This window comes from Pedobacter boryungensis (genome assembly GCF_013204825.1).
In the GTDB taxonomy this organism is placed as follows: Bacteria; Bacteroidota; Bacteroidia; order Sphingobacteriales; family Sphingobacteriaceae; genus Pedobacter; species Pedobacter boryungensis.
In genome coordinates, this window is the sequence record NZ_JABMKV010000001.1 from 1,105,811 (window position 1) to 1,128,688 (window position 22,878).

Genomic DNA, 22,878 nt, shown 5'->3' on the forward strand with positions numbered 1-22,878 from the left:
CTAATTTTATAAGCTAATGTTTATACCAAAACCAAATTCTCTACGCTTAGGATATTTACCACCATCGGTTCCTGGCGTTAATGGATTATCGTTACTAAATTCTGGATCAAAACCTGAGTAATTTGTCCATGTTAATAGATTGGTACCATAAACAAATAATGAAAGCGCTTTCAACTTATATTTATTAATTAACGCAGGTTGGAATGAGTAATTTAATCTTGCACTTGATAATCTTACAAATGAAGCATCTTCTAAATAATAGCTATTTACACCTCTTTTTTGATTTCCATTATTGTCTTTTGTTGGGAAATATGGATAAATCGCAATATCTCCTTCTTTTCTCCATGCGCCGTAAATAGCTTCAGGAAATGCAGTTCCATTTGTAGAGCCAAAAGTTGAAAAACTCTCTTTAAATGAGTTATAGATTTGTCCACCAATAGTAGCATTTAACATTACGTTTAATGAAAATCTTTTATAACTGAAAGTGTTAGATAAACCTAGGTAAAAATCTGGTGTTGCATTACCAATAATGCTACGATCAGCATCATCAATTAAACCATCTTTGTTTACATCTAACCATTCTGTATCTCCACCTTTAAGAAAACCTGCAGGACCACTCACTTTTTGAATAGCACCGGTATAACGTTGTCCATTTAAAGTATAATATTCAGCAGATTGCCCATCTGGAGCAACATTTACTGGTTCTAATCTAGTCCAGTCTGAAGAATAAGCATTAGATGCAGTCCATCTGTAAATACCTAACTGTTTATAGCCATAAAAATCTCCTAACCTACCACCTGGTGTAATTAGATATCTAGTACCTGCAATAAATGGCTCATTTTTGAACAGGCTTTTAACTCTTCCTTGTTCAAACGAGATATTCGCATTTACAAACCAAGTAAAATTAGGTTTTGCAACTGGTGTACCAGAAAGTGAAAATTCAGCACCATTGGTATACAAATCACCAGCATTTACCCGTACTGTTTGGAAACCAGTTTCTTTTGGCAATAAGTTATCCATTAACAATTTGTTAGTTGCTTTATGGTAATAATCAACTACCAATAGTAACCTTCCACCAAACATACTAATATCAGTTCCTAAATTGGTTTGAACTGTATTTTCCCATTGAATTTCTGGATTACCTAATCTATTTGAAATTACGGCACCTGCATCTCCTAAATAACTTACATCTCCGAAGCTTACTAAAGTAGCATCTTCATTATCACCAATACCATTGTTTCCTTGCTGCCCAATACTTACTCTAATTTTTGCATCATTTAACACTTTTCCTTTAGCCCATGACATAAATTTCTCATCAGATAAACGCCATGCCAATGAACCAGATAAGAAATTACCCCATTTATTATCAGTACCAAACTTAGATGATCCATCTCTTCTAAATGTGCTATTAAGAATATATCTACCTTTGTAATTATAACCTACACGAGCAAACAACGAGGCTAATGAATTACCACCGCCACCAGAGTTACTATTTCTAATATCTATATTACTTAAGTTAAAATTGGTAATTTGCTCATTTACAAAAGAGCCAGGTAATGCTTGTAACTTTAAAGATCTATTATCAACTCTCGACGATTCTACACCTAACGTTGCATTAATAACATGATCTTTTCCAATGGTTTTATCATAATTTAAGAAAGATTGTAATGTCCAGTTAAAACGTATCGCAGAAGTTTGATTTCCTCTATTCTCATTTCCATTGTCATCTAAAAACTCCGGTTGAAAATACTTTGTGTTGTTATTGGTTAATGATCCACTTCCAATTGCTGTAAATCTTAAATCTTTATAAATTTTATATTCAAGATTATTGGTAATGGCCGCCCCATAACCATCAGCTATATTGGTTTCTAGTAAAGCATTTGCAATTGGATTACGTTTACTTGAGGTATAACTTGTTAATGAACCATCTGGTAAGTAAATCCTCAAGTTATTTGGTCTATCAAATACGGGATTTAAAGAGTTATTTGTACTCCATGTAGATTTTTTATTCCAGTTAAAGGTAATATTGGTATTATTTCTGAGTTTAGGAGTTACTTGAAAATCGATATTCATCCTTCCTTGCAATCTTTTAGACCATGTATTTAATACACTTCCTTTATCATCCAAATAATTTAAACTCGAATAATAAGTTAAGCCTTTTTGTCCACCACTAATACCTAATTTAATATCATTTAAAATAGCTGTATTACCTAATAACATATCTTCTAAATAGTTATCAGCATTGTAAGCAATGTTTAATGAATCGGTATTGCTACCTGAGCTTGGGTTATTATTGTTTTGAATTTGTCTCCATAAACGTAAATCTTTTGAATTTGCTTGTTGTATAGTATGCGCAATGTTACCTATTTTACGACCATAAGAAACATCTACTCTTGGTTTACCTACCTGACCTCTTTTAGTGGTTACTAAAACAACTCCATTTGCCGCTCTAGTTCCGTAAATAGCAGTAGATGCAGCATCTTTTAAAATTTCGATGTTTTGAATATCGTTAGGATTAATAGCAGAAATTCCTCCTTCGCTAACAACACCATCAATAACAAACAATGGATTATTACCAGCCGCACTAAAGGTAGAAGCTCCACGAATTTGAATAGAACCTTCAGCACCTGGTTCTCCATTATCGTTAATTACTAATACACCAGATGCCTGACCTTGAATGGCATCATATATATTAGTAGGTTGGCGTTCTGCAATTTGAGCAGCATTAATAGAAACAGTAGATCCTGTTAAATCTGATTTTTTAGAAGAACCACCATATCCTTGAACTACTACCTCTGTTAAAGCAGCAATATTTTCTTGCAACACAATAGAAAGTACTTTTCTATCGCCTACCAGTTCTTCGTAAGGATTATAACCGATATAACTGAATATCAACTTTGCTTTTTGATCTGGAACTTTAATCGAGAATTTTCCATCCTTATCAGTTAGTGTAGAGGTAGTTCCATCTTTTACTTTAATACCTACACCTGGAATTGTTTCTCCTTTGCTGTCTTTAACTGTACCTGTAACAGTAATTGTTTGTGCAAATGAAACAATTGGAGACATAAGCAGTAAGAAAACGAATGTTTTCCAAATGTTATGGTTAATGAGTTTTGTAAATGTCTTGTCCATATAATGAATATTTTGTTAGGTTAAATTTTGATTTTTGTGAAATGATCAAAATTCATTCATGTTGGATAAGCATTTAAGGATGCGATTAAACGCATACTTTTGCGGTTTGGTGTCATAGTTGAATAGTTTATAATTGGTTATACAATAGAAAGAAATTCTCAACTTCCTTTAGTGAATGTTTTTAGCGTATTAATCAGTTATTTTGGCATACCTTAAATAAATATTAAACTAAACATGCTTAAAAAGTTGATAACATTTTTAACCAAATAAGGCTTATTTCCCTGAAAATCCAAACTTTATCTTTCGTAAAAAATGCGCTATTTGTATATTTCAGCAACAAATTCTTTCTATTTTTTAATAATAACATCATATTAGAAAACTTGAAATTACAGGAATTCTTATAAGACATTTTTCTATGTAAATGAATTGTTTAAAATAGTTTTATGCCAATTTTATTGTATAAAAAGCCAATTACTAACAATTATGCCTTTTTGTATGCATTAGATTTGAAATACTAATTATGTTAATCCCTAAATAAATGAGAGTTAAAACTATTATCCTACGCTATTTTGCATGCTTTTTACTAATAGGCGCATTATTATCTTTTATATACAAGCACACAAATGAAATCACTCCGTTTAAACCTGATACTGATAATGCTGGTTTAAAATTAGCTGATGGTTTTGGAGCTAATAAGATTGCTGATAACATTGGCAGAGCTAGACATATTATAGTAACAAAGGACGGTAGCATATACATTAAGCTTTTTAGATTGGTTAATGGAAAAGGTATTCTCTTTCTTCAGGATAACGATAAAGATGGAAAATACGAAACCCAATTAGCATTTGGCGATTACGCCGGAACTGGAATAACAATTAAGAAAGGTTATTTATATGCTTCTTCCGACAAAGAGATTTTCCGTTATAAGTTAGATGATGCCGAAAAGGTAATTGATCCTACCAAACCAGAAAAAATAATAACAGGCTTAATAGCGGGCAGGCAACATCAAACTAAATCTATTGTTTTAGATAACGATGATCATATTTATGTGAATATTGGTTCCCCATCTAATTCTTGTCAAGAAATGGATCGTGGTTTAGAATCAAAAGGAAAAGCAGGTTGCCCAATATTAGATTCTGCTGGCGGAATTTGGCAATTTAAAGCAGACAAGTTAAATCAAACCTATGTTGATGGTGTAAAATATGCTACTGGCTTAAGAAATGTAATGGGCTTAGATTGGAATACTCAAAATAATACACTTTATGTAATGCAACATGGCAGAGATAATTTAAGTTCATCATGGCCAAAATTATATACCGATAAACAATCTGCAGAATTACCTGCTGAAGTAATGTATATGTTAAAAAAGGGTGATAATGCAGGCTGGCCTTACACCTATTATGATCCATTTTTAAACAAAAAAATTCTTGCACCAGAGTATGGTGGCGATGGTAAAATAGAAGGAAGTAAAGAATTTATTGATCCTATTGTGGCTTTCCCTGCGCACATGGCGCCTAATGCATTGTTATTTTATACTGGCAATATGTTTCCTGAAAGATATAAAAATGGTGCTTTTGTTGCTTTTCATGGTTCTTGGAATAGAGCACCAGAAAAACAAGCTGGTTATTTTGTGGTTTTTGTTCCTTTTAAAGATGGAAAACCTACTGGCAAATGGGAAGTATTTGCAGATAATTTTTCTGGTCAGGCAGAAATTATGGCACCAAAAGAAGCTATACATAGACCTTGCGGATTAGCTCAAGGTCCTGATGGTTCTTTATTTGTTACAGATGATGTAAAAGGTGCTGTTTATAGAATTGGTTATACTAAAAAATAAAATGTATGAAGAAGATAATTTTTGCTGCACTTTTAACAATTGGGTGCGTATTGAGCTTAAGTGCTCAAACTAAAAAAATCCAAACTAAAGCTAAATCTGCTGTTCCTGCACCATCCATTGTAAATGGCAAATTGGTTTACACTAAATACTGCATGGTTTGTCATCAGGTAGATGGTGGTGGTGTAATGGGTTTAAATCCTCCTTTAAGTAAAACTGAATATGTTTTAGGGGATCAAAAAAGATTAATTAATATTATTTTAAAGGGTTTTAATAAAGAGATTGAAATTGATGGAGATACCTACGCTAACCCAATGCCTGGATTAGGCCATCTTAGCGATCAGCAAGTTGCAGATGTGTTGAGTTTTGTTCGCAACAGTTTCGGAAATAAAGCAAGCTTAATTACTCCAGCTCAGGTTAAAGCTGTTAGAGGGGATAAATAATGATTACTAATAAAAAAGGCTATTTCTTTGAGAATAGCCTTTTTCTTTGAATTATGGTAATCATAGGATTATTTTATCTCCTTTGGAACATATTTATTTACAGGATTTACTTCAATCCATGATTTTTCACTACCATCTTTAGCTTGGGTTAAACATGAAGTGAAAAATGCGGTTACTTGTTCTTTTTCATTTACATAGACAAACGGTCTTTCTCTTCTTCTAAATGTTTGTTCGGTGCCATCATCATACTTTACAGTTTTAGTATAAACAGACTCTTTAGACACTAATATATAGTTAATTCCATCTTTTGATGCATATTGTGCGCCATTTTTACCTGTACCTGTGGCATCTCCTCTAAAATCACTTAGGATAACATTGTATTGATTTTTTGCCCACCATATTGTTGGATCTTCTAATTGATTTTTATCTGGCAGTAAGTTATATTGATTGCTAACCTGTGTATAATTTCCATTAAAAGTTGGTGCCTGGTAGGCTTGTGCAATGCGGATGTTATCTACCGATTTTCTTCCAAAAACATACACACTTCCATCCTTTTTAACGAGTGGCGCTGGATTAGAAAATGGCATTGCTAATTTATCCGTTCTTGTCCATGGACCGGTTATGGATTTACTATAAGCGTAACCGGTTTCATTTGCTGACGAGATATAATACAGCACGTACGTATCTCCTGCCTTTACAATTTTAGGGTTATGTGCTCGATCATTATCCCAGAAATCTGGTCTTTTTTGTATGACTACCTCTTGGAATTCATAAGGACCGTATAAGCTTTTTGAAGTTGCTCTTACAATTTCCGAATAGGTTGTCCATCCACCCAAACCATATTTATCTGGCCAGCGAGAAGCAAACATATGGTAGGTATCTCCTACTTTTATAACCGATGGACACCATAAAATATAGCCTTCCATTTTAAAACCTCCGTTTTTTACGGCAGGCTGCATAGCATCTTTAAGTGTTTGCGCTTTAGCTTGACTAAACACCAAGCAAATTAAAAGTGCGGCTATGGTTGTAATTTTTCTCATATCTATTTAACAGGTTCTAGTATAACGGATTTTAACTTAAAAAGCTCTTTTCCATTTTGTAATGGATGAATTTTAATTTGATATATTCCTGGTTTTGAAAACGTAGTAGTTGCAACGGTGTGTTTAATGAACAATAAAGGTGAACTTTTATCAAATTCGGATGTGCGCAAGGTTCTAAATAGAAACTCTTGATTGTTAACACTTAAACTACCTTCCAATTTCACACTTTCTTGTGGGCAACTGTATTCAACTTTAATGTGATAATCGCCTGGCTCGGTTACGTTAATGGTAAATGTAGCTTGGTCCGTACTATCTTTCATATTGGTTACACAGGTGGTGTGTTTCCAATCGCCGTAATAATGGCTATAGGTAAGTGATTGAATTTTTGTATTCCCAGTAGCTTGAGCAAAAACAGCATCTACATTATTTTCATCAAATTGACCAGATACTGTAATTGGAGTTTGCAAGCTATAATCAGTAACCGTTCCAGAATATTCGACCACAAAAACAGTATTTACAGAATCTTGATTAAATAATGGTAAATTAATAACTACTGCTTTTCCGTTTTTTTTAAACGATAGTTCTTTTTTATCTGTCAGGGCATAAACTTTTTTAATGGCTACGTTAAAATCTGGAATGAATAATTTTCCATTTTTTGGTCGGTTCATGACGTGTAAATATTGTTTACCCGGTTTAGATGTACTAACTCCCCAAGGTTGAGTAGGAATTAAACCGTAGGTTGTACCGTAAATACTTTCGCCATTTAATTTAAGCCAGTTACCTGTTTGTTGTAAAAATTTAACCGAATATTCCGGTATTTTTCCATTTCCATCTGGACCAACATTTAACATCAGGTTTCCACCTTTTGAAGCTACGTTTGCAAGCAGTTGAATAATTTCCTTACTGCTTTTAAAATTCATGTCGTGTTTAATGTAACCCCACGAATCGTTGTGCGTGTAGATGGATTCCCAAGCTCCTTTAATTGGCGTGTTAGGTACTTCAGAATCTCCGAAATCTTTATAATCGCCAAGACCCTGTCCCACTCTGCTACTAAACAATGTTTTTGGCTGCAATACTCTTAACTCATTTACAAACGACTGGGTTTGTTCTTTAGTCATCCCACCAGGTGTATCGAACCAAACAATGCCTAACGGACCATAATTTGTTAATAACTCTTTTAATTGAGGAATTGCTTTTTCTCTATAATATGCTTGATAATCTTTCTTTGATTCATCGAAATCCCAGGTATTTCTTCCACCATTAGGTTCATGCCAATCTTGAAATTGCGAATAATAAAATCCGAATTGAATGCCACGTTTACGATTAGCTTCTGCCAATGCTTTCATCGGGTCTTTTTTATAAGGTGTAGCATCAACTATGTTAAAATCGCTCACGTTAGATTTGTACATAGAAAAACCTTCGTGGTGTTTAGCAGTAATCACCATGTATTTAATACCTGCATCTGCAGCCAACTGCGACCATTCCTCAGCATTAAAACCTATTGGATTAAAGGTTGAAGCTACTTTATTGTAATCAGCTACTTTGATTTTGGCTTGGTTCATGATCCATTCGCCACTACCGTAATAACGTTTCCCATTCCATTCTCCTGCAATTTTTGAATACAGACCCCAGTGGATAAACATACCAAACTTAGCATCCTTAAACCATTGCAAATTTGGATTTTCTTTTCCCGAAACACTGCTATCCCACATTTGATCCATGGTTTGACCGAAACTACGTATGGGGAATTGGAGGATTGCTAACAACGTCAATAAATAAAAAGTCTTCTTCATAATTAATTTTTGGTTGTCCAATTATCTGTTCTAAAAGGCGAGGCTGGTAAACCTGCGGCGTTGTATAAGTTTGGTCTACAGAAATTCTTCCAAGCAAAACGAACTGCTATTGGTTTTTTAATTGATGGGCTTGACACCCAAATTTCATCTCCTTTTATTACCGCTGTTGCTGGTATAAATTGTTGATTGCTATTTGCAATGGTGAATTCGGTCAGTGTATCGCCTTTGGCTAGTAAACCATCTGCATATCTAAATTTGAGGATGATGTTATTTCCTTCAACTCTCATCGATTGATAAAGAGGCCCGCTATACACCAATTGTGTTTGATTGTAAGTTTTAGCCAACGCCCAAAGTGCCAAACGATGACCTGGAACTTCTTTATTTGTAGGGTGAATATTCAATGAATCACCTACATCAGTAATTACAGCCATGCCCGTTTGTGGAGTAGACTGCATGGTAAATAATTGCGCTTCTCTAATTTCTGGAAGTTGCTGGTAATGCACAGCGATTTGAACGAAATAAAAAGGAAAATCTGTCTTCCAATCTGATCTCCAAGAATTGATTAACGCCGGAAATAATTTTCTATACTGATATGCCCTTCCGGAATTCGACTCTCCTTGATACCAAATAACGCCTTTAATGGTAAATGGAATTAAAGGTGCAATCATTCCATTGTATAGTTTTGTTGCTGATTTTGAGTTTTTAGTAGGTTCTACTGGCTTTTTTGGGGCAACAACTGTTGAAGATGGATTTTTCGCTTTATCCTCCTTCCACTTTGTTAAAGCATTTTGATAAGTAGAATCAACAGCTTTATAGCTTCTAACGTCTTTATCGTAGTTGGTTAAAATTGATATAAGTGCAGTATCTTTTTCCAACACTTCTTTTTTAACCCACGATTCTGCTGGCGTGCCACCCCAAGACGAATGAATTAAACCAATCGGACAATTTAATGATCTGGTTAGTTCGAGACCAAAATAATAAGCCACTGCCGAAAACTTCCCAGCAGTTGCTGGACTACATACTTCCCATTTTCCCTCCACATCTTGTTGAGGTTCTTGTGCTACAGTTTGCTTTACCGTAAACATTCTTATGTTGGGATAATTAGCTTTGGCTATTTCGCTTTCATAGTTAACAATACCTGTTTTCCATGAAGGTGTTGTTTTTTGCAACGGAAATTCCATATTCGATTGCCCAGAGCATAACCAAACCTCGCCGACAAGTACATTCTTAATTTCTATTTTATTAGTACCACTAATTGTTATAGTAAACGGACCACCAGCTGTTGGCGTTTTTAATTTAACTAACCATTCGCCATTAGTATTCGTTATCACTTCAGCTTTTTGATGATCCCAACTTGCTACAACTGTTATTTTTTCATCTGGGTTTGCCCATCCCCATAAAGAAATCGATGATTTCTGTTGTAAAACCATTCCATCCGCAATTAAAGAAGGTAATTTAACTTCTGCTGAAGCTATAAAAGGCAAGATCAACAAAAGGATAATCCAAATTTTACTTTTCATTACTATTCACTAAAAAATGTACAATTCTACAGGCATTGCCCAAAGATTTTTCATTATGATTTGCTAAGACTTTTATAGTCAAAACGTGCTTGCCTTTTGCAAGCTCATCACCCAATACCAAGTACCAAGGCAAATGAAGATTTTTGCTCCATTGTGTATAAAGGTCTACTATCTTAGGATTTTTTCCATCGATCGTATAGCTGATTGTTCCAGCATCTGGACCTGCTAAAATGGCAATTCCAACTGCATTACCTGTAAATGAAAACGAGAGTTCTGCATCAGGATTTGTGCTTGATAAAACTGGAACATTTACAAAACCAGGTCTGGTATTTACTTTATTTTTGGGTTTCCAAGAAGGATCTAACACAAAGTCTTTTTTAATTACTGCTTTTTCTACGCCAACATAATCACCTTTGGTATACGCATATTTTTGAATTGCTAAAGGCAATTTAAAAGCTGTTAGCTGTGTAGTTAAATTATCTTTAATTCCTTTTCTAATTAAAGTTTTGATTTCAGAGAAGTAAATTTCTTGTCCAAATGGTGATGGATGGAGGTTTTTGAAATCGCCATCCCATGTAAATTCTCCTGCTTCAATGCGTCTACTTACAGCCTCAGCTAAATTGATAAATGGAATTTGATAATGTTTGGCAATATCTTGATGCACTTTTACCTCTACCGGAATTTTATTTACTTTGTAATCTGCAATTTTATCTTCATCAACAAAAGCCATCATGATCATGTTGATGTTGGGGTTAACTTGATAAGCATGTCGAACAATACCCTCCAATGCTTTTCTTTGTTGTTGTTCTGAAGTTCCATTTCCATAATCATTTACTGCCGATTCGATAAACATTAGATCAATTCTTCCCTTATCTAATACATCATTTTTTAATCTGAAAACATGTGGAACACTTCCTAACGAAGGAATACCTGCATTGATAAATGTAAAATCAGTTTCTGGATACAATTCTTTTAAATAGGTACAAACTTTATCTCGCCAACCCTTCATATTAGTTATAGAACCACCTAAAAAGGCAACTGTAGCTTTCTTTTCTTTTTTAATGCGGTAAGCTATATTAGAAAGCTGACCAAACATCTGTATAAAATCTTCATCTTTCAATTTAGGAATAACAGGCATACTATTCTGATAGATAAAGTCGGCTAGTTTTTCTGGACCCTCTATGGAAAAATGATGTCCACTAAGCGTTTGCTTTCCTTTTGTCATGGGAACTACTGTTGCTGGTCCACCTTTGCTGATATAATTTTTAACTAAAACATCAGTATTCTCTACCGGTGGAGCAAGGCTATCCTGCAAACCAATTACATGCAAAATAGGAACTTTATACGCAGCCAAACCGTCGAGATTATTGATAGGTAAATCATCGTATTTTAAAGCTTCTTCTTCTGTAAGATGATATACTTCTAAAAGCTTTGCCCAATCTTTAGGCGAACCTTTTCCAATCCCTTTACCTCCCGGCCAACTCTTAAAATCTAAAACTGGTGTCTCTGTGTAAATGCAGCTTACCTTAGCTGGATTTCTTTTTGCCCAACCATATACATACAAACCGCCTCGGCTTACCCCTTCTAAAGCCACTTTTGGCGCAAAGTTTCTTTCCTTTACTAAATAATTATAAAAATCATCCCAAATCATCATCGCCTTTGGATGTCCAAATAAATCATTGGTGTTAATATAGGCAACATAAAAGCCTCTTTCTAACAAAACACTATCCATTTCGGTATGCCAGCTAGGAAAATGTGCTCGCCAAACCCAAGGATTTCCTTTAGCTGCAACTGATGGTTTTACATACCACGCTTCTATCCCATTAAATTTAAAGGCTACTTTTTCAAATTTATTCCAAGTACTGGTTTTCTCTTCTGTAATGTTTGCCTGAGCAAAAGCATTATGACTTAATAAGAAAAGTATTACGAGTTGAATGAGTTTCTTCATTTTATGGTTTCTACTTCCTTTTTAATAGATGGCATTGTGTTTTTAGCAGCCTTAATTGATGCACTGTTAGCTCCTTCTACTCTTACCAATGCTTGTGCTTCTCCTGGTACAGTTAAGGCGTTAATATTTGCCCCTAATACATTTTCTAAACGAACAATAGCCTCTGCACCTTTAGTTTCTGGTAAATTCCAGTTGGTTACTAGTATATCTTTACCATCTTCGCAAACCAGTGCTGGACGTAGATCGTTACTATCTAAATTAAATTTCACATTAATTAACTTTAGACCTTTTACATGTCGAGCCCAAACACCATAAGCTGGAATTTTTGGACCAAAAGTTTTTACCTCAGGGTATTGATCTATTGCTTCGGGAACTGCTTTACGTGAATCCTCTGCGGTACCACCTCCAGCTAAAGTGATTTCGATATTTTCTAAAGTCAAATTGGTAATATCATGCCCAGGTACGCCAGTAATTAAAATTCCAGATGGTGGCGTTAATTGTGCCTGATCTGCTGCTTTGGCTTTTACATTTCTAATCACTACGTTTTCGAAAGTTCCTGTAGGTTTTTTGGTTTCCATTTTTTTTCTGAAAACATTTAATCTCGAACCTAATCGAAATAACATAGGAGTTTTCACTTCATCCATGGTAATATCAGAAATCAGTACATTTCTAATGTGCCCACCATCAACCGTTAACAATTTAATTCCACCATTTTTAGTATCGTAAATATGGCAGTTGGTAATTTTAATATTTTCGAAATCAGCAATAGACTCCGTTCCTATTTTTATACCTGCCTGACTACTCTTTAATCGTAAACCAGATACCTCGATATCTTTACATGACATTAAGCTCGATGTAGTTTTAAATACCAATGCATCATCGCCACTTACTACATCACAGTCTTTTATGCGCACCTGCTGACAACCATCAATACCTATTCCATCGTTGTGCGCAACACCTACACTTTGAATTTTTACATTTTCAATTAAAATCTGCTTGCTTTGGAAATAGTGTGAAGTCCATGCACCTGCATATTTTAAGGTTACGCCTTTTACAGTAACTCCAGTGCATCTTACAATTCGGACTAAAAAAGGTCTTAATCCCCAGCGTTGTCCTTCAGGACGGGTATCTGTTAAAATATGTTTTGCTTTTATAGCTGCTCCTTGTCCATCTATTGTTCCTTCACCCTCAATACCAATATTTTTTATATCAACTGCAACCAGTAAAGCCCAGCCCACATCAATGCCTAATCCTTCTGTAAATGGATCTAAATTTTGATAATCCTTTAAATCTATACTACCTAATAATACCGCATCTTTTTTTAGATTAAGCGTAACGTTATCTTTCAGCGCAATGGTACCCGATAAAAATTTTCCTGCCGGGATAATTACCTTTCCACCACCACTTTTGTAACATGCATCAATTGCTTTTTGAATTGATTGTGAGTTGAGTGTAACTCCATCACCAATTGCACCGTATTTGGTAATATCGAAATCTGCCGCTTTTACAGTTGTAATTATGAATAGGAAAGCGAATAGTGCAACTAATTTCCTCATACAGTATACTTTAAAATAAAAGAATTGAACCTGAAGTTCATTTATATTTAGTTATTGCAACTACGTGATAATTAGTCAAGTTTTACGCAATAGAATTATCTTTTTATTCAACAATATTGACATTAAGAGGTCTGCTTTAGCTTTTTAATGTATATCCAATTGAAATTATATTGCTCTTTACTTGTTCTTAGCAAATAGAGAAACATAGTGGAAATTTCGGTTTTCTCGTCGAGAAAAGCCTTTCAACCTAAACACGAAGTCTTTCGACCCAAACGCAAAGCCTTTCAACCCAAACGGAAAGCTCTTCGACCTAAACGGAAAGCCTTTCGACCCAAACGTAAAGCCTTTCGACCCAAACGGAAAACCTTTCGACCCAAACGCAAAGCTCTTCAACCCAAACGCAAAGCCCTTCGACCCAAACGCGAACTCTTCAACCCAAACGCGAAGCCCTTCGAAAAGCGATAGAAGCCTTTCGACCTTTATGCAAAGAAGAATTCTACTTAAGAAAATTCAATAAACTTTAATGTAAAACCATTTTCCCTGCCATAAAAGAGTATTTACAAATGAGAAATGTCTATTAACTGTGAGAAAACAAACTAATAAAAAGAAGTCTTATCGTCATTTCGAGCGTAGCCGAGAACCACGTAGTGCTCAGCGAAGCTAAATCTTTGAACTTTACAATAAGATATAAGTTACGTATGCTATTTGCTAAGGTATAATCCAAAACTCTTTAAGGCTGGATAATTGCTAAATTTACTAATGGTTAGTTTTACTTTCCATGCCACTATACTTGGAAATTTCACCGTTTTATCTGTACCTATTGTGGTACCCTTATCTACTAAAATCCATTTACTATCTAACTGCACTTCTACTTTGTATTCTTCTATTCTTTGACCAAGCGCTTCACTCATTTTTAAGGCATTAATGAGCACTGGCCCTTCCATATCTACCTCTAATGTAGCTTGTTTTACCTCATCATTAACTGCCCAATAGGTTTTATCATTTCCATCTAAAGCTCTTTCTCCTCCAAATTCACGTGTAGTGCCCCTCACATTATTTGTATTTACAGGTCGTTCAAAGGCTAAGTTGATACCTAGTTTAGAATCACGATCTGGAGTAAATGGACTGAGTGCTATTGTTTTATTTTTAAACTCGCTCTTCGTATTGCCTTGGTAGCCGATGTTTTTTAAGCCGTTAATACCAACTCTTTCTTGCAGTTGCGCTAAGTATAAACTTTGAATAGCTACAGGTTTGCCATGAGAATCAAAATTTCCATCTGGGATGATTGGGCTGCCATCAAATAACCGAGCTGTTTGTTCTCTTTGTCCGATACAGCCAATTGCCCAATTTACAGTTCCTGGTGGGTTTTGAATAATATAACTTTTTGCAATGCACTTCCAAGCAACTCCCCAAGCCATCGTCCAACCATGCCCAGAACCAGCAATGCCTCTATTCATAAAATCAATATTACCATCGGCGATGGTACAATTATCTACTAGCAATCCTGTAGCCCAACGTTGATGTGGTTGTATGCGACTTCCTATACCTCTAAAAGTAGAATTTAACACTACATTAGGCCCTGTTATTAAACTTGATGTCCATACAAAATAAGTGTTTCCACCAGTTGCTTCACAGCGGTCTATTAAATTCTGACTACCTTCTAAACTAAAATCTGCAGGCTTAGATGCACCTAAATTGGTATAGGTATGTTTAATTTTCACGCGTTGCATCGTAATCCGATCTCCTGCTAAAACGGTGGTATTCATGGTTTCTTCTGCAAAAACATTTTTAACCCAACAATCATCACCACCTACTCTAATCCCTGCATAAGGTGCATTTCCATAAGAAGATTCTAAAGGTTCACACTGGATATGCAAATCCTCAATGCCAACATGAGTTACTCTATTTAATGCTTTTATCTTCGCTACTTTTACACCCATTGGCATTAAAAATTTCGCATCGTACGAATCTGCTAATGGCACATCAACTGTTATTCGATTACCTGAAATTGCCTTAACTATTCGTTTAGAAATCTCTTCTCTACCTGTTCCCACCCACGTTTGCTTTTTGCCTTCTCTATACATGTTGTCCATTTCCATAAAATGAACCCAAGCATCAGTAGTTGGTCTATAAATAGCAATCGTGTCTCCAATTTTGAAACCCTTTGCATTGGCAACATTGAAAGATTTAGCTCCGAACGGAACATAAGAATCAACAAAACGTGTAGTCGTTTGCTCCACTTGATTGGTATCTTCTGTTGCACCCAAAGCTACTTTTGTATTTCCTTTGCCTATTACAATAGCAGTATGTGGGTCGCCACTCATTTTAATCGTGGTACCACTTCGATCACTTCCTTTACCACGTAAAACGATTCCACTTTCTGAAATAATAATTGAACTTGCACAATTAAATACACCTGCAGAAAGTTCCACTGCTCCACGGAAACCATTTTTTAATGGCATTTTTGCCACTTGATCTATTGCAGCTTGAATTGTTTTCGTATCATCACCTGTTCCAGATGGTTTTACAGTAATTGTAGTAGTAATTGTTGGCAAAGCTACACCACCACCCAAATATCCTGCATGAGAAAAATCCATAATCTGATCTCCCGCAGGTGTAGTTTTATAGGTTAATTTTCCTTTTTGGTTGTATTTAACCCATTCGCTATTTTGTGCATATACAGAGTTACCAATAGAAAAAATAAAAGCTAAAAGAAAAGTTGTAGTCAGTTTGTTCATTATTTTTTTGCTAAATAGCCTACTTGACTTGGTGATAAAACAACAATTTTGCCTGCTGCTTTTACAACTGGGTATTGACCTATTGTATTATTAATTACCGGATTATTTGCTGGTAATTGAAAAATGCCTGACGTATCTTTAACCAACTTAGGGTTCATTTCTTGGTAAGAACCCGCAGGTAAATCTCCTGCTCCCGTTACTTTAAAAATGATATTTCCTTGCCATTTGGCATTTGTCATTGGACCTGAAATTTTAGCAGCAACACCACCGCCTTCAATAATGTTATTCGCAACCGTAACGTATGTTGCTCCTATACCATCTTTTCTAGGGGTTTGAACAATGTTTTCTTTATTATTAACTAAGGTATTAAAGACAATTAAAATCCTATCTGGTCTATCATGAGATGTCAACGGTGCTCCATCAGCTACTTCTGCACCGCCATTACCAATGGTAATTGCTGGTTTACAGTCTTCAAAATAATTGCTAAAGATTTGATGGTCATCTCCAAATATCCTTAACCCTGGTGTGTTTTTAAAGTAATTGCTATACACTAAGTTTTTATTGCCATGACGCAAAGTAAATTGTGCTGGACAATCTATAATGCTATTGTATCTTAAGGTTACACCGCCAACTTTTACTGAGATTAATTCGTTTTCTCCTTCACATTTTTCGAATAGGTTATATTCTACTATGCTATTACTTAACGACATACTGAACCCACTTAAACCAAACTGAAAGGCTTCTGCTCCGTTCTTACCACCTTGACTTGCGGCTGTATTAAAATAATTATGATGAATGTGTAAGCGTTCGGCAATTTGTTTTCCTTCGCCTCTAATGGCAATAAACCTGCCCATCGCATTTTTATTTTGGAAAGTATTGTAATCTATTTCTTGGTCTGAACCTGCAACAGTTAAATTCTCTCCATCTCCTGGTGTTTCGAAGATATTTTGTGTAAAACGGCAAAAACTAGTACCATTGCCAGTCTTGGCTTTTGAAGCGATATGTGTGAATTTAAAGCCCTTAATAATAATGTATTTTGCTGGGCTGACTATACTAAATCCTCCTTTACCTGTAATTTCTGTTTCGCCAATTTTCTCTGCTACAATGGTAATGGGATGTTGAGCTGAACCTTGTTTGTTTACTATAATATCTGCTGTGGTAGTGTAAGTGCCATTTTTTAATACAATCACATCGCCTGGTTGCGCTTTATCGATTGCAGTTTGTAATTCTGCTATAGATGCGACAGTAACTGTTTTAGCAAATAGTGTTGCTGATGTGAGTAATAGAAAAGCGAGTAGAATGGTTTTTTTGCGGTTCATTTTATAAATGGTATAATTTAATTTCTAACCTAGTTATTAAAATGTAAAATATAATAAGGCACTTTAGCTTTTAAATCAGATATATTGGCGTTAGTTCCCTCTTCGATTTTATATTGAATGGCGTCATTGCGAGGTACGAAGCAATCTTAAAGCGATGAATTTATCTGATTGTGTTGTAAGATTGCTTCGTACCTCGCAATGACGGAAATATGCTATTTAGAGACTGTAAATTCTTTTTTCAGTTTAATATCTTCTGATGAATTACCTATCATTACTTGAAACTTACCAGGCTCTACTGTCCACTTCATGTTTTTATCTAGAAGCTGCAAATCGCTTGGTTTTAGCGTAAACTTTACAGTTTTAGTTTCACCTGGGGCTAGACTTACACGTTCAAATCCTCTTAAAACAGACTCATATACCGTAACACTACTTACCATATCTTTAAGATAAAGTTGTACAACTTGATCTCCTTTACGGCTACCTGTATTTTTAACATCTACCGCTATCTGAATATCATTTTTTGGCTGAATTTCTTGTGCGCTTAATTTAAGATTAGTAAACTCGAATGTGGTATAGCTTAATCCGTATCCGAATGGGTAAAGCGCACCAAGTACTCTGGTTTTACCAGTTCCATTTGGATCATCACTTTTACTTTGACCTGCTTGAGAACCTGGTTTAAAAGGGAAATTCAATTCAATTTGACCCACTGATTTTGGGTAGGTCATAGTCAATTTACCTCCTGGATTATTATCTCCAAATAAGGTTTCGGCAACAACGGTTCCTGCCGATGGACCAGGAAATCCTGCTTGAAGAATTGCAGGAAGGTAGCGATTTTCCCAATTGATTGTTAAAGGGCGACCGTTTACCATCACCATAACTATTGGTTTCCCTGTTGCATATAAAGCTTGTAGCAATAAAAGTTGTCGACCAGGTAAGTTTAAACTTGTTCTTGATTTACTTTCGCCAACTTGGTTATCCGTCTCGCCAACCACAGCAATTACAATATCGGATTTAGCTGCCGCAGCCACTGCTTCATTGATGTGAGCCTGTTCTTCGGCAGTTAAAGGAGTAGTAATAATTTCACTTTCTGGCCAAGTAGCGTCAATTACATCGCACCCTTTACTGTACGTTACATTTGCAGATTTACTTGCGTAAGCTTTAATTCCATCTAAAATGGAAACAATTTGGTTGTTTGATGGGCCGTATCTGCTAGTGGTATAGTTTACTTCGGTTGCTAACGGACCAGTAACTAATATGTTTTTGTATTGTTTTACATCTAACGGAAGTAAATTCTTATCATTTTTTAACAATACCATCGATTCGCGGTTAAGCTGTACAGCCAATGCTTCATCTGCAACCGTATGCACTTTTTTATCGGAAGCAGCTGGGTCATTTACATAAGGGCTATCGAATAAACCTAATTCGAATTTTACTCTTAGCACATCAGCCACGCGTTCATCCAGTGTTTTTATTGCCACTTTACCTTCTTTTACAAGTTCACGAAGTGGAAGGATAAAGTTTTCGGGCATGGTAAAATGAGTGCGCACATTTAGTCCAGCATCAATTGCCTTTTTTACTCCGCTTTTATAATCATCTGCCACATGATGTTTACTAGCAATAAATTCTACAGCTTCACTATCTGAAACTACATAACCCATAAAACCATATTGTTTACGTAAGAGTTCTGTAAGAAAATAAGCGCTACTGCTTACAGGTTCGCCATCCCAATCATTATAACTGCTCATGATACCCATGGGTTTAGCTTCTTGTATTACTCTTTTAAACGGATAAAGAAACATTTGGTGTAATTCCCTAGGTGCCACATGTGGATCGGTACGAGCTTGACCATCTCTACCGCCTTTTGGCACACTATATACTGCATAATGTTTTAATGTTGCTGCTACACCTTGGCTTTGAATGCCCAATGTCATTTGTTTCCCGAGTTCGGCGATTAAAAAAGGATCTTCTGCATAACATTCTACTACTCTGCCCCATCGTTGATCTCTGGCTACATCGAGAATTGGTGCATATACATTGGTGTAACCTAATGCTTTTGCTTCGCGACCAACTGTGCTTCCTGCGCTAAAGACAAGATTTTTATTCCATGTCGTACCAATGTTGATTGGCGCTGGAAATGGCGTTGCCCTATCGTGGCAAAGTCCATGAATACCTTCGTTGGTAAAATCGACCGGAATACCTAAGCGTGTTTCTTCTACAAACCATTTTTGTACAGTATTAATAGCATTAGCATGTTTACTAAACGGAAATGAGTATTGCGTTACCGCTTTTTTGTTATAAGGTAAGCTATTTAACTCCTCATCTATGTTGGCAATACCATCTTTCCAAATTTGTGTTTTCCATTCGGCTGTTGGCATTTCGTCTTTTAATACTCTGCCATACCCATAAAGTGTTGCTGTTTGACAGGTTTTTTCATCCAAATTCATCTGGCTCAATAGATCTTTCACTCTACTATCAATCGGTTTTGATGGATCTTCAAAAACATCCATTTTCCCGTTTTTGTTAAAATCAATCCAGCCTTTATGGTAAATTTTATCTTTTTGAGCTTGCGTGTTTATTGCCAGTAATACTAAAGCAGTAAGAAGTGTAGTTGTTTTGCGCTTAATCATTTGTGTTGTTTTGGATTTTTACCATTTTCATCGTCGTAATAAACGATGTTATCGATTTTAATTTGAGAAGCATTTTTCTGTCCGATTAAAGTAGGATTGTCTATTGGTTTTACCATCTTCAAGTCTGAAAGTTGTGCGCCTATTACATCGTCTAAAAAGATAACATAACGGCTGTCTCTTTTTTCATAGTTAAATGAGCTTTTTTTAACGGTTAGCCCCATTACATGGCGAGCCCATAAACCATAAGAGGGTTGTGTTTTTAAATTGGAAACATTGTATTGCCCTACACCCAATTCTGGAGGAGTTTGTAAGGTATCACTAACATCATTTCCACCTTTTACTAGAATATTTACATCTGCAAAGGATATGTTTTTGATGTAACCTGTATGCTGCCCGTTAGGTAGTTTAAAGTCTAAGCCACCGTCTACTGTTGCTGGATCTGGCAATTTATAACCTGCAATGATCGGGCTTGCTTTGCGTTGTTTACCATTGTAGGCTTTCCAGCGGTTGGTGGCATCACCATATGAACTTCCTCCATATACTTCTGCAATATCAACACCGTTGATGATGATATTTTCTACTGTACCGATATTGATGTTCTTCACTAAGAGTTCGCTGTGTTTTTCACCGTTATCGGTAAAGTTGTATTTGCCTACATCTGCGCCTAAAACTCTGCCTCTATTAGAAATGGAAATAAAGAAAGGTGTAGTAGTGCGCAACATTTGAGACCTAGAATGTATTATTCCAGTGTGGCCGCAGTTTAAATGTATGTTTTTAATGTGTGCACCATCGTTAGTTGAAATAGAAAATCCGGCTTTATTTGCTCCTAATACATAAATATTATCCACACAGACATCCATAATATCATCCGCGGTTTCCGAACCGATCTGAAATAGGTTGCAATTTGTATCACCTATAATATTACGGACTTTATAATTACGAGCAGGTCTTGTAAAACCTAATGAACAATCAGAACCAGGTTTAACGATATCATCTGAACTTACTTTGCAATAGATGTTAGTTACAGTTACTTCGTTGCATTGCATAAAATCGTAAATATCACGAACGTTTGAGGTGTTATTTTTTCCGAAATAGGTATTATGAACGTTGATAGAATCTGTGCCCGTTGCTAATAATGCAAAATGCCCTGCTCTATCTATATTGAGCATATTCTCTGTATTAAAGTCTTTAGAGCCATCTTTGGCGATGTAGTACGGTTCGTCTTTAGCGGGATCGTACCATAAATCTTCTTTTTTCGCTAAACCTCCTATTTCTAAGTTGGTACACAGTTTTAACGTAAACATTTTATCAGCTCTATTATCAGCTGCATTGTTCATCACATTATCGCCATTTACTAAGTTGCCATCGCCAGTAATTCTTCCATTTCCAATGATTTTTACGTTATCTAATCGTTCGCCAAAGAACATGGTATTTCTAAAGTAGTGATGTCCTACATCTTGTTTTGTCATGTAATTTTCTGGATCAGCATACGGGCCAACAGCCGTTGGAGATAAGCCAGAACGGTATTTTTTATCACTAAACCAAGTTCGTTCAGGTGCATCAGCTCCTTTAATAGCTTTTATAGTAGCGTCTTTATCAATAAATAAATACACATTAGTTTGTAGGTGGACTGTTTTAACCAAATAAGTCCCTTTGGTAAATGCTAATGTACCGCCCCCAATTTTATTTAAATAAGCTAATGCTTCGTTTATTTTTTGAGTATCGTCAAATTGATCGTCTGCGTTTACGCCAAATTTTTTAACATCCATTTTACCGGTGTAAAATTGAGCTTCATTAGAGTAACCCTTTTTCTCACCATCCTTTACCAACAATCTAAAGCTGTATAAAATATTTGGTTTTAGGTTGGATACTTTTGCTTTACCTATTTTTGCATCTATTACCGCAGCTATAGCCGACCATGTCTTACCATTGTTTGTTGATGCTTGGAGTTGTATATTTTTGGCATCGTTTACTACTGGCCATTTAAAGTTGACCGAAGTGTAAGTATTTGGAGTTTCTTGATAAGCTAAACTACGATCGACAACGCGAATAAAATCTGAAATGGTTTTGGTTACTTTTAAAACTGTAACTTCATTTCCTGTACCCGCACTGCTTAAGACGTTTGGTTGTGAGGTGGTATAAGTGGCGGTAAATGTAAGATTACCTAACGTTTTTAAGTTTACATTATTTATTTTGAGGATTATATCGGCTCCGTTTGCTGGTCTGAAATCTAAATGATTAAGCGTAATGGCAGTACCATGTATAGATTTAGTAATAGCAGCTGTTCCTACTTGTGCATAAGAATAAAGTGAGCCAACCCTTCCAATAGATTGTTTTGATAATTCGCTGAGCTTTACAAAACCTCTACCAATAACATTTACACTTGTATTTTCTAAATTTGGTTCAATGCCTGGTGGCAAATGAAATCTAACACTTGCATCTGAACTTCTTTGCCCTGCAGTATAAAAAAGTGTAATGATTTGATTGGTATTCTGGGTGATTTGTTTTTGTACCAATGTTAATTTCCCACTCAATGCCATTCGTTTTAATACGATTGCATATTCTTTTGTTGTTTTTCCGTCGTTGGCAGTAACTTTTAATCTATCACCTCCATTTATTAATCCTGTAGTTTTTAAAACGCCAATCTTATCTGTTATTTGATAACGTTGTTTAGAACCATCTGTTGAAGTAATTTCATTCATCAACTCTTCAACTGTTGCTTGAGTACTGATTAGACCTTTATCTTCAGGAGTATCGACTGTAAAGCTATATGTTGTTCCAGTTATCAAAACTAGTTGGTTGTTAGAGATTTGAGCAATATGAGGGCTCCTATCGGTATAGGTAATCATTGTATTTGAGCCCGCAATTTGCGCACAAACTGAATAAGTAATGAATTGCGCAAAAAAGATAAATCCTATCAGTTTATTCATT

Annotated in this window: 12 protein-coding genes; 2 read left to right on the top strand and 10 right to left on the bottom strand. The window is 35.6% G+C overall.

The annotated features are described in order from the left end of the window. Positions 1-6 precede the first annotated feature (6 nt). Entirely contained in the window at positions 7-3,132 is a 3,126-nt protein-coding gene (locus HQN85_RS04815) for a SusC/RagA family TonB-linked outer membrane protein (protein WP_173269338.1), read from the bottom strand. 538 nt (positions 3,133-3,670) lie between these two features. On the opposite strand from HQN85_RS04815, the gene HQN85_RS04820 reads away from it, so the two are divergent. Together HQN85_RS04820 and HQN85_RS04825 are read left to right on the top strand one after the other, a co-directional pair. Beyond that, positions 3,671-4,966, top strand: a complete 1,296-nt coding sequence (locus tag HQN85_RS04820; RefSeq protein WP_173269340.1) for a PQQ-dependent sugar dehydrogenase — start codon at positions 3,671-3,673, stop codon at positions 4,964-4,966. Positions 4,967-4,971: 5 nt separating this feature from the next. Further along, positions 4,972-5,406: a c-type cytochrome gene (locus HQN85_RS04825; protein WP_173269343.1), complete on the top strand. Its 435-nt coding sequence runs from the start codon at positions 4,972-4,974 to the stop codon at positions 5,404-5,406. Between the two features lie 68 nt (positions 5,407-5,474). Here the strand turns inward: HQN85_RS04825 and HQN85_RS04830 are convergent, their stop codons facing one another. From HQN85_RS04830 to HQN85_RS04870, 9 genes are all read right to left on the bottom strand, one after another. Then, positions 5,475-6,446 carry a glycoside hydrolase family protein gene (locus HQN85_RS04830; RefSeq protein WP_173269346.1) on the bottom strand — a complete coding sequence of 324 codons (972 nt, stop codon included), beginning with the start codon at positions 6,444-6,446 and terminating at the stop codon, positions 5,475-5,477. Between the two features lie 2 nt (positions 6,447-6,448). Further along, the gene (locus tag HQN85_RS04835; protein ID WP_173269349.1) at positions 6,449-8,239 is read right to left on the bottom strand and encodes an alpha-L-fucosidase; all 1,791 of its coding nucleotides are present in this window, start codon (positions 8,237-8,239) and stop codon (positions 6,449-6,451) included. Between the two features lie 2 nt (positions 8,240-8,241). Further along, positions 8,242-9,759, bottom strand: a complete 1,518-nt coding sequence (locus tag HQN85_RS04840; RefSeq protein ID WP_173269352.1) for a sialate O-acetylesterase — start codon at positions 9,757-9,759, stop codon at positions 8,242-8,244. Continuing rightward, entirely contained in the window at positions 9,749-11,707 is a 1,959-nt protein-coding gene (locus HQN85_RS04845) for an SGNH/GDSL hydrolase family protein (protein ID WP_173269355.1), read from the bottom strand. Before HQN85_RS04845 ends, HQN85_RS04840 begins: the two co-directional genes overlap by 11 nt. Continuing rightward, the gene (locus HQN85_RS04850) at positions 11,704-13,263 is read right to left on the bottom strand and encodes a glycoside hydrolase family 28 protein (protein ID WP_173269358.1); all 1,560 of its coding nucleotides are present in this window, start codon (positions 13,261-13,263) and stop codon (positions 11,704-11,706) included. Before HQN85_RS04850 ends, HQN85_RS04845 begins: the two co-directional genes overlap by 4 nt. A gap of 701 nt (positions 13,264-13,964) precedes the next feature. After that, positions 13,965-16,001, bottom strand: a complete 2,037-nt coding sequence (locus tag HQN85_RS04855) for a discoidin domain-containing protein (protein WP_173269362.1) — start codon at positions 15,999-16,001, stop codon at positions 13,965-13,967. Further along, a complete protein-coding gene (locus HQN85_RS04860; protein ID WP_173269365.1) occupies positions 16,001-17,320 on the bottom strand; it encodes a polysaccharide lyase 6 family protein in 1,320 nt (439 codons plus the stop codon). Before HQN85_RS04860 ends, HQN85_RS04855 begins: the two co-directional genes overlap by 1 nt. 212 nt (positions 17,321-17,532) lie before the next feature. Continuing rightward, entirely contained in the window at positions 17,533-19,947 is a 2,415-nt protein-coding gene (locus tag HQN85_RS04865; protein WP_173269368.1) for a glycoside hydrolase family 3 N-terminal domain-containing protein, read from the bottom strand. Further along, positions 19,944-22,877, bottom strand: a complete 2,934-nt coding sequence (locus HQN85_RS04870) for an endopygalactorunase (RefSeq protein WP_173269372.1) — start codon at positions 22,875-22,877, stop codon at positions 19,944-19,946. Before HQN85_RS04870 ends, HQN85_RS04865 begins: the two co-directional genes overlap by 4 nt. Position 22,878: the final 1 nt, after the last annotated feature.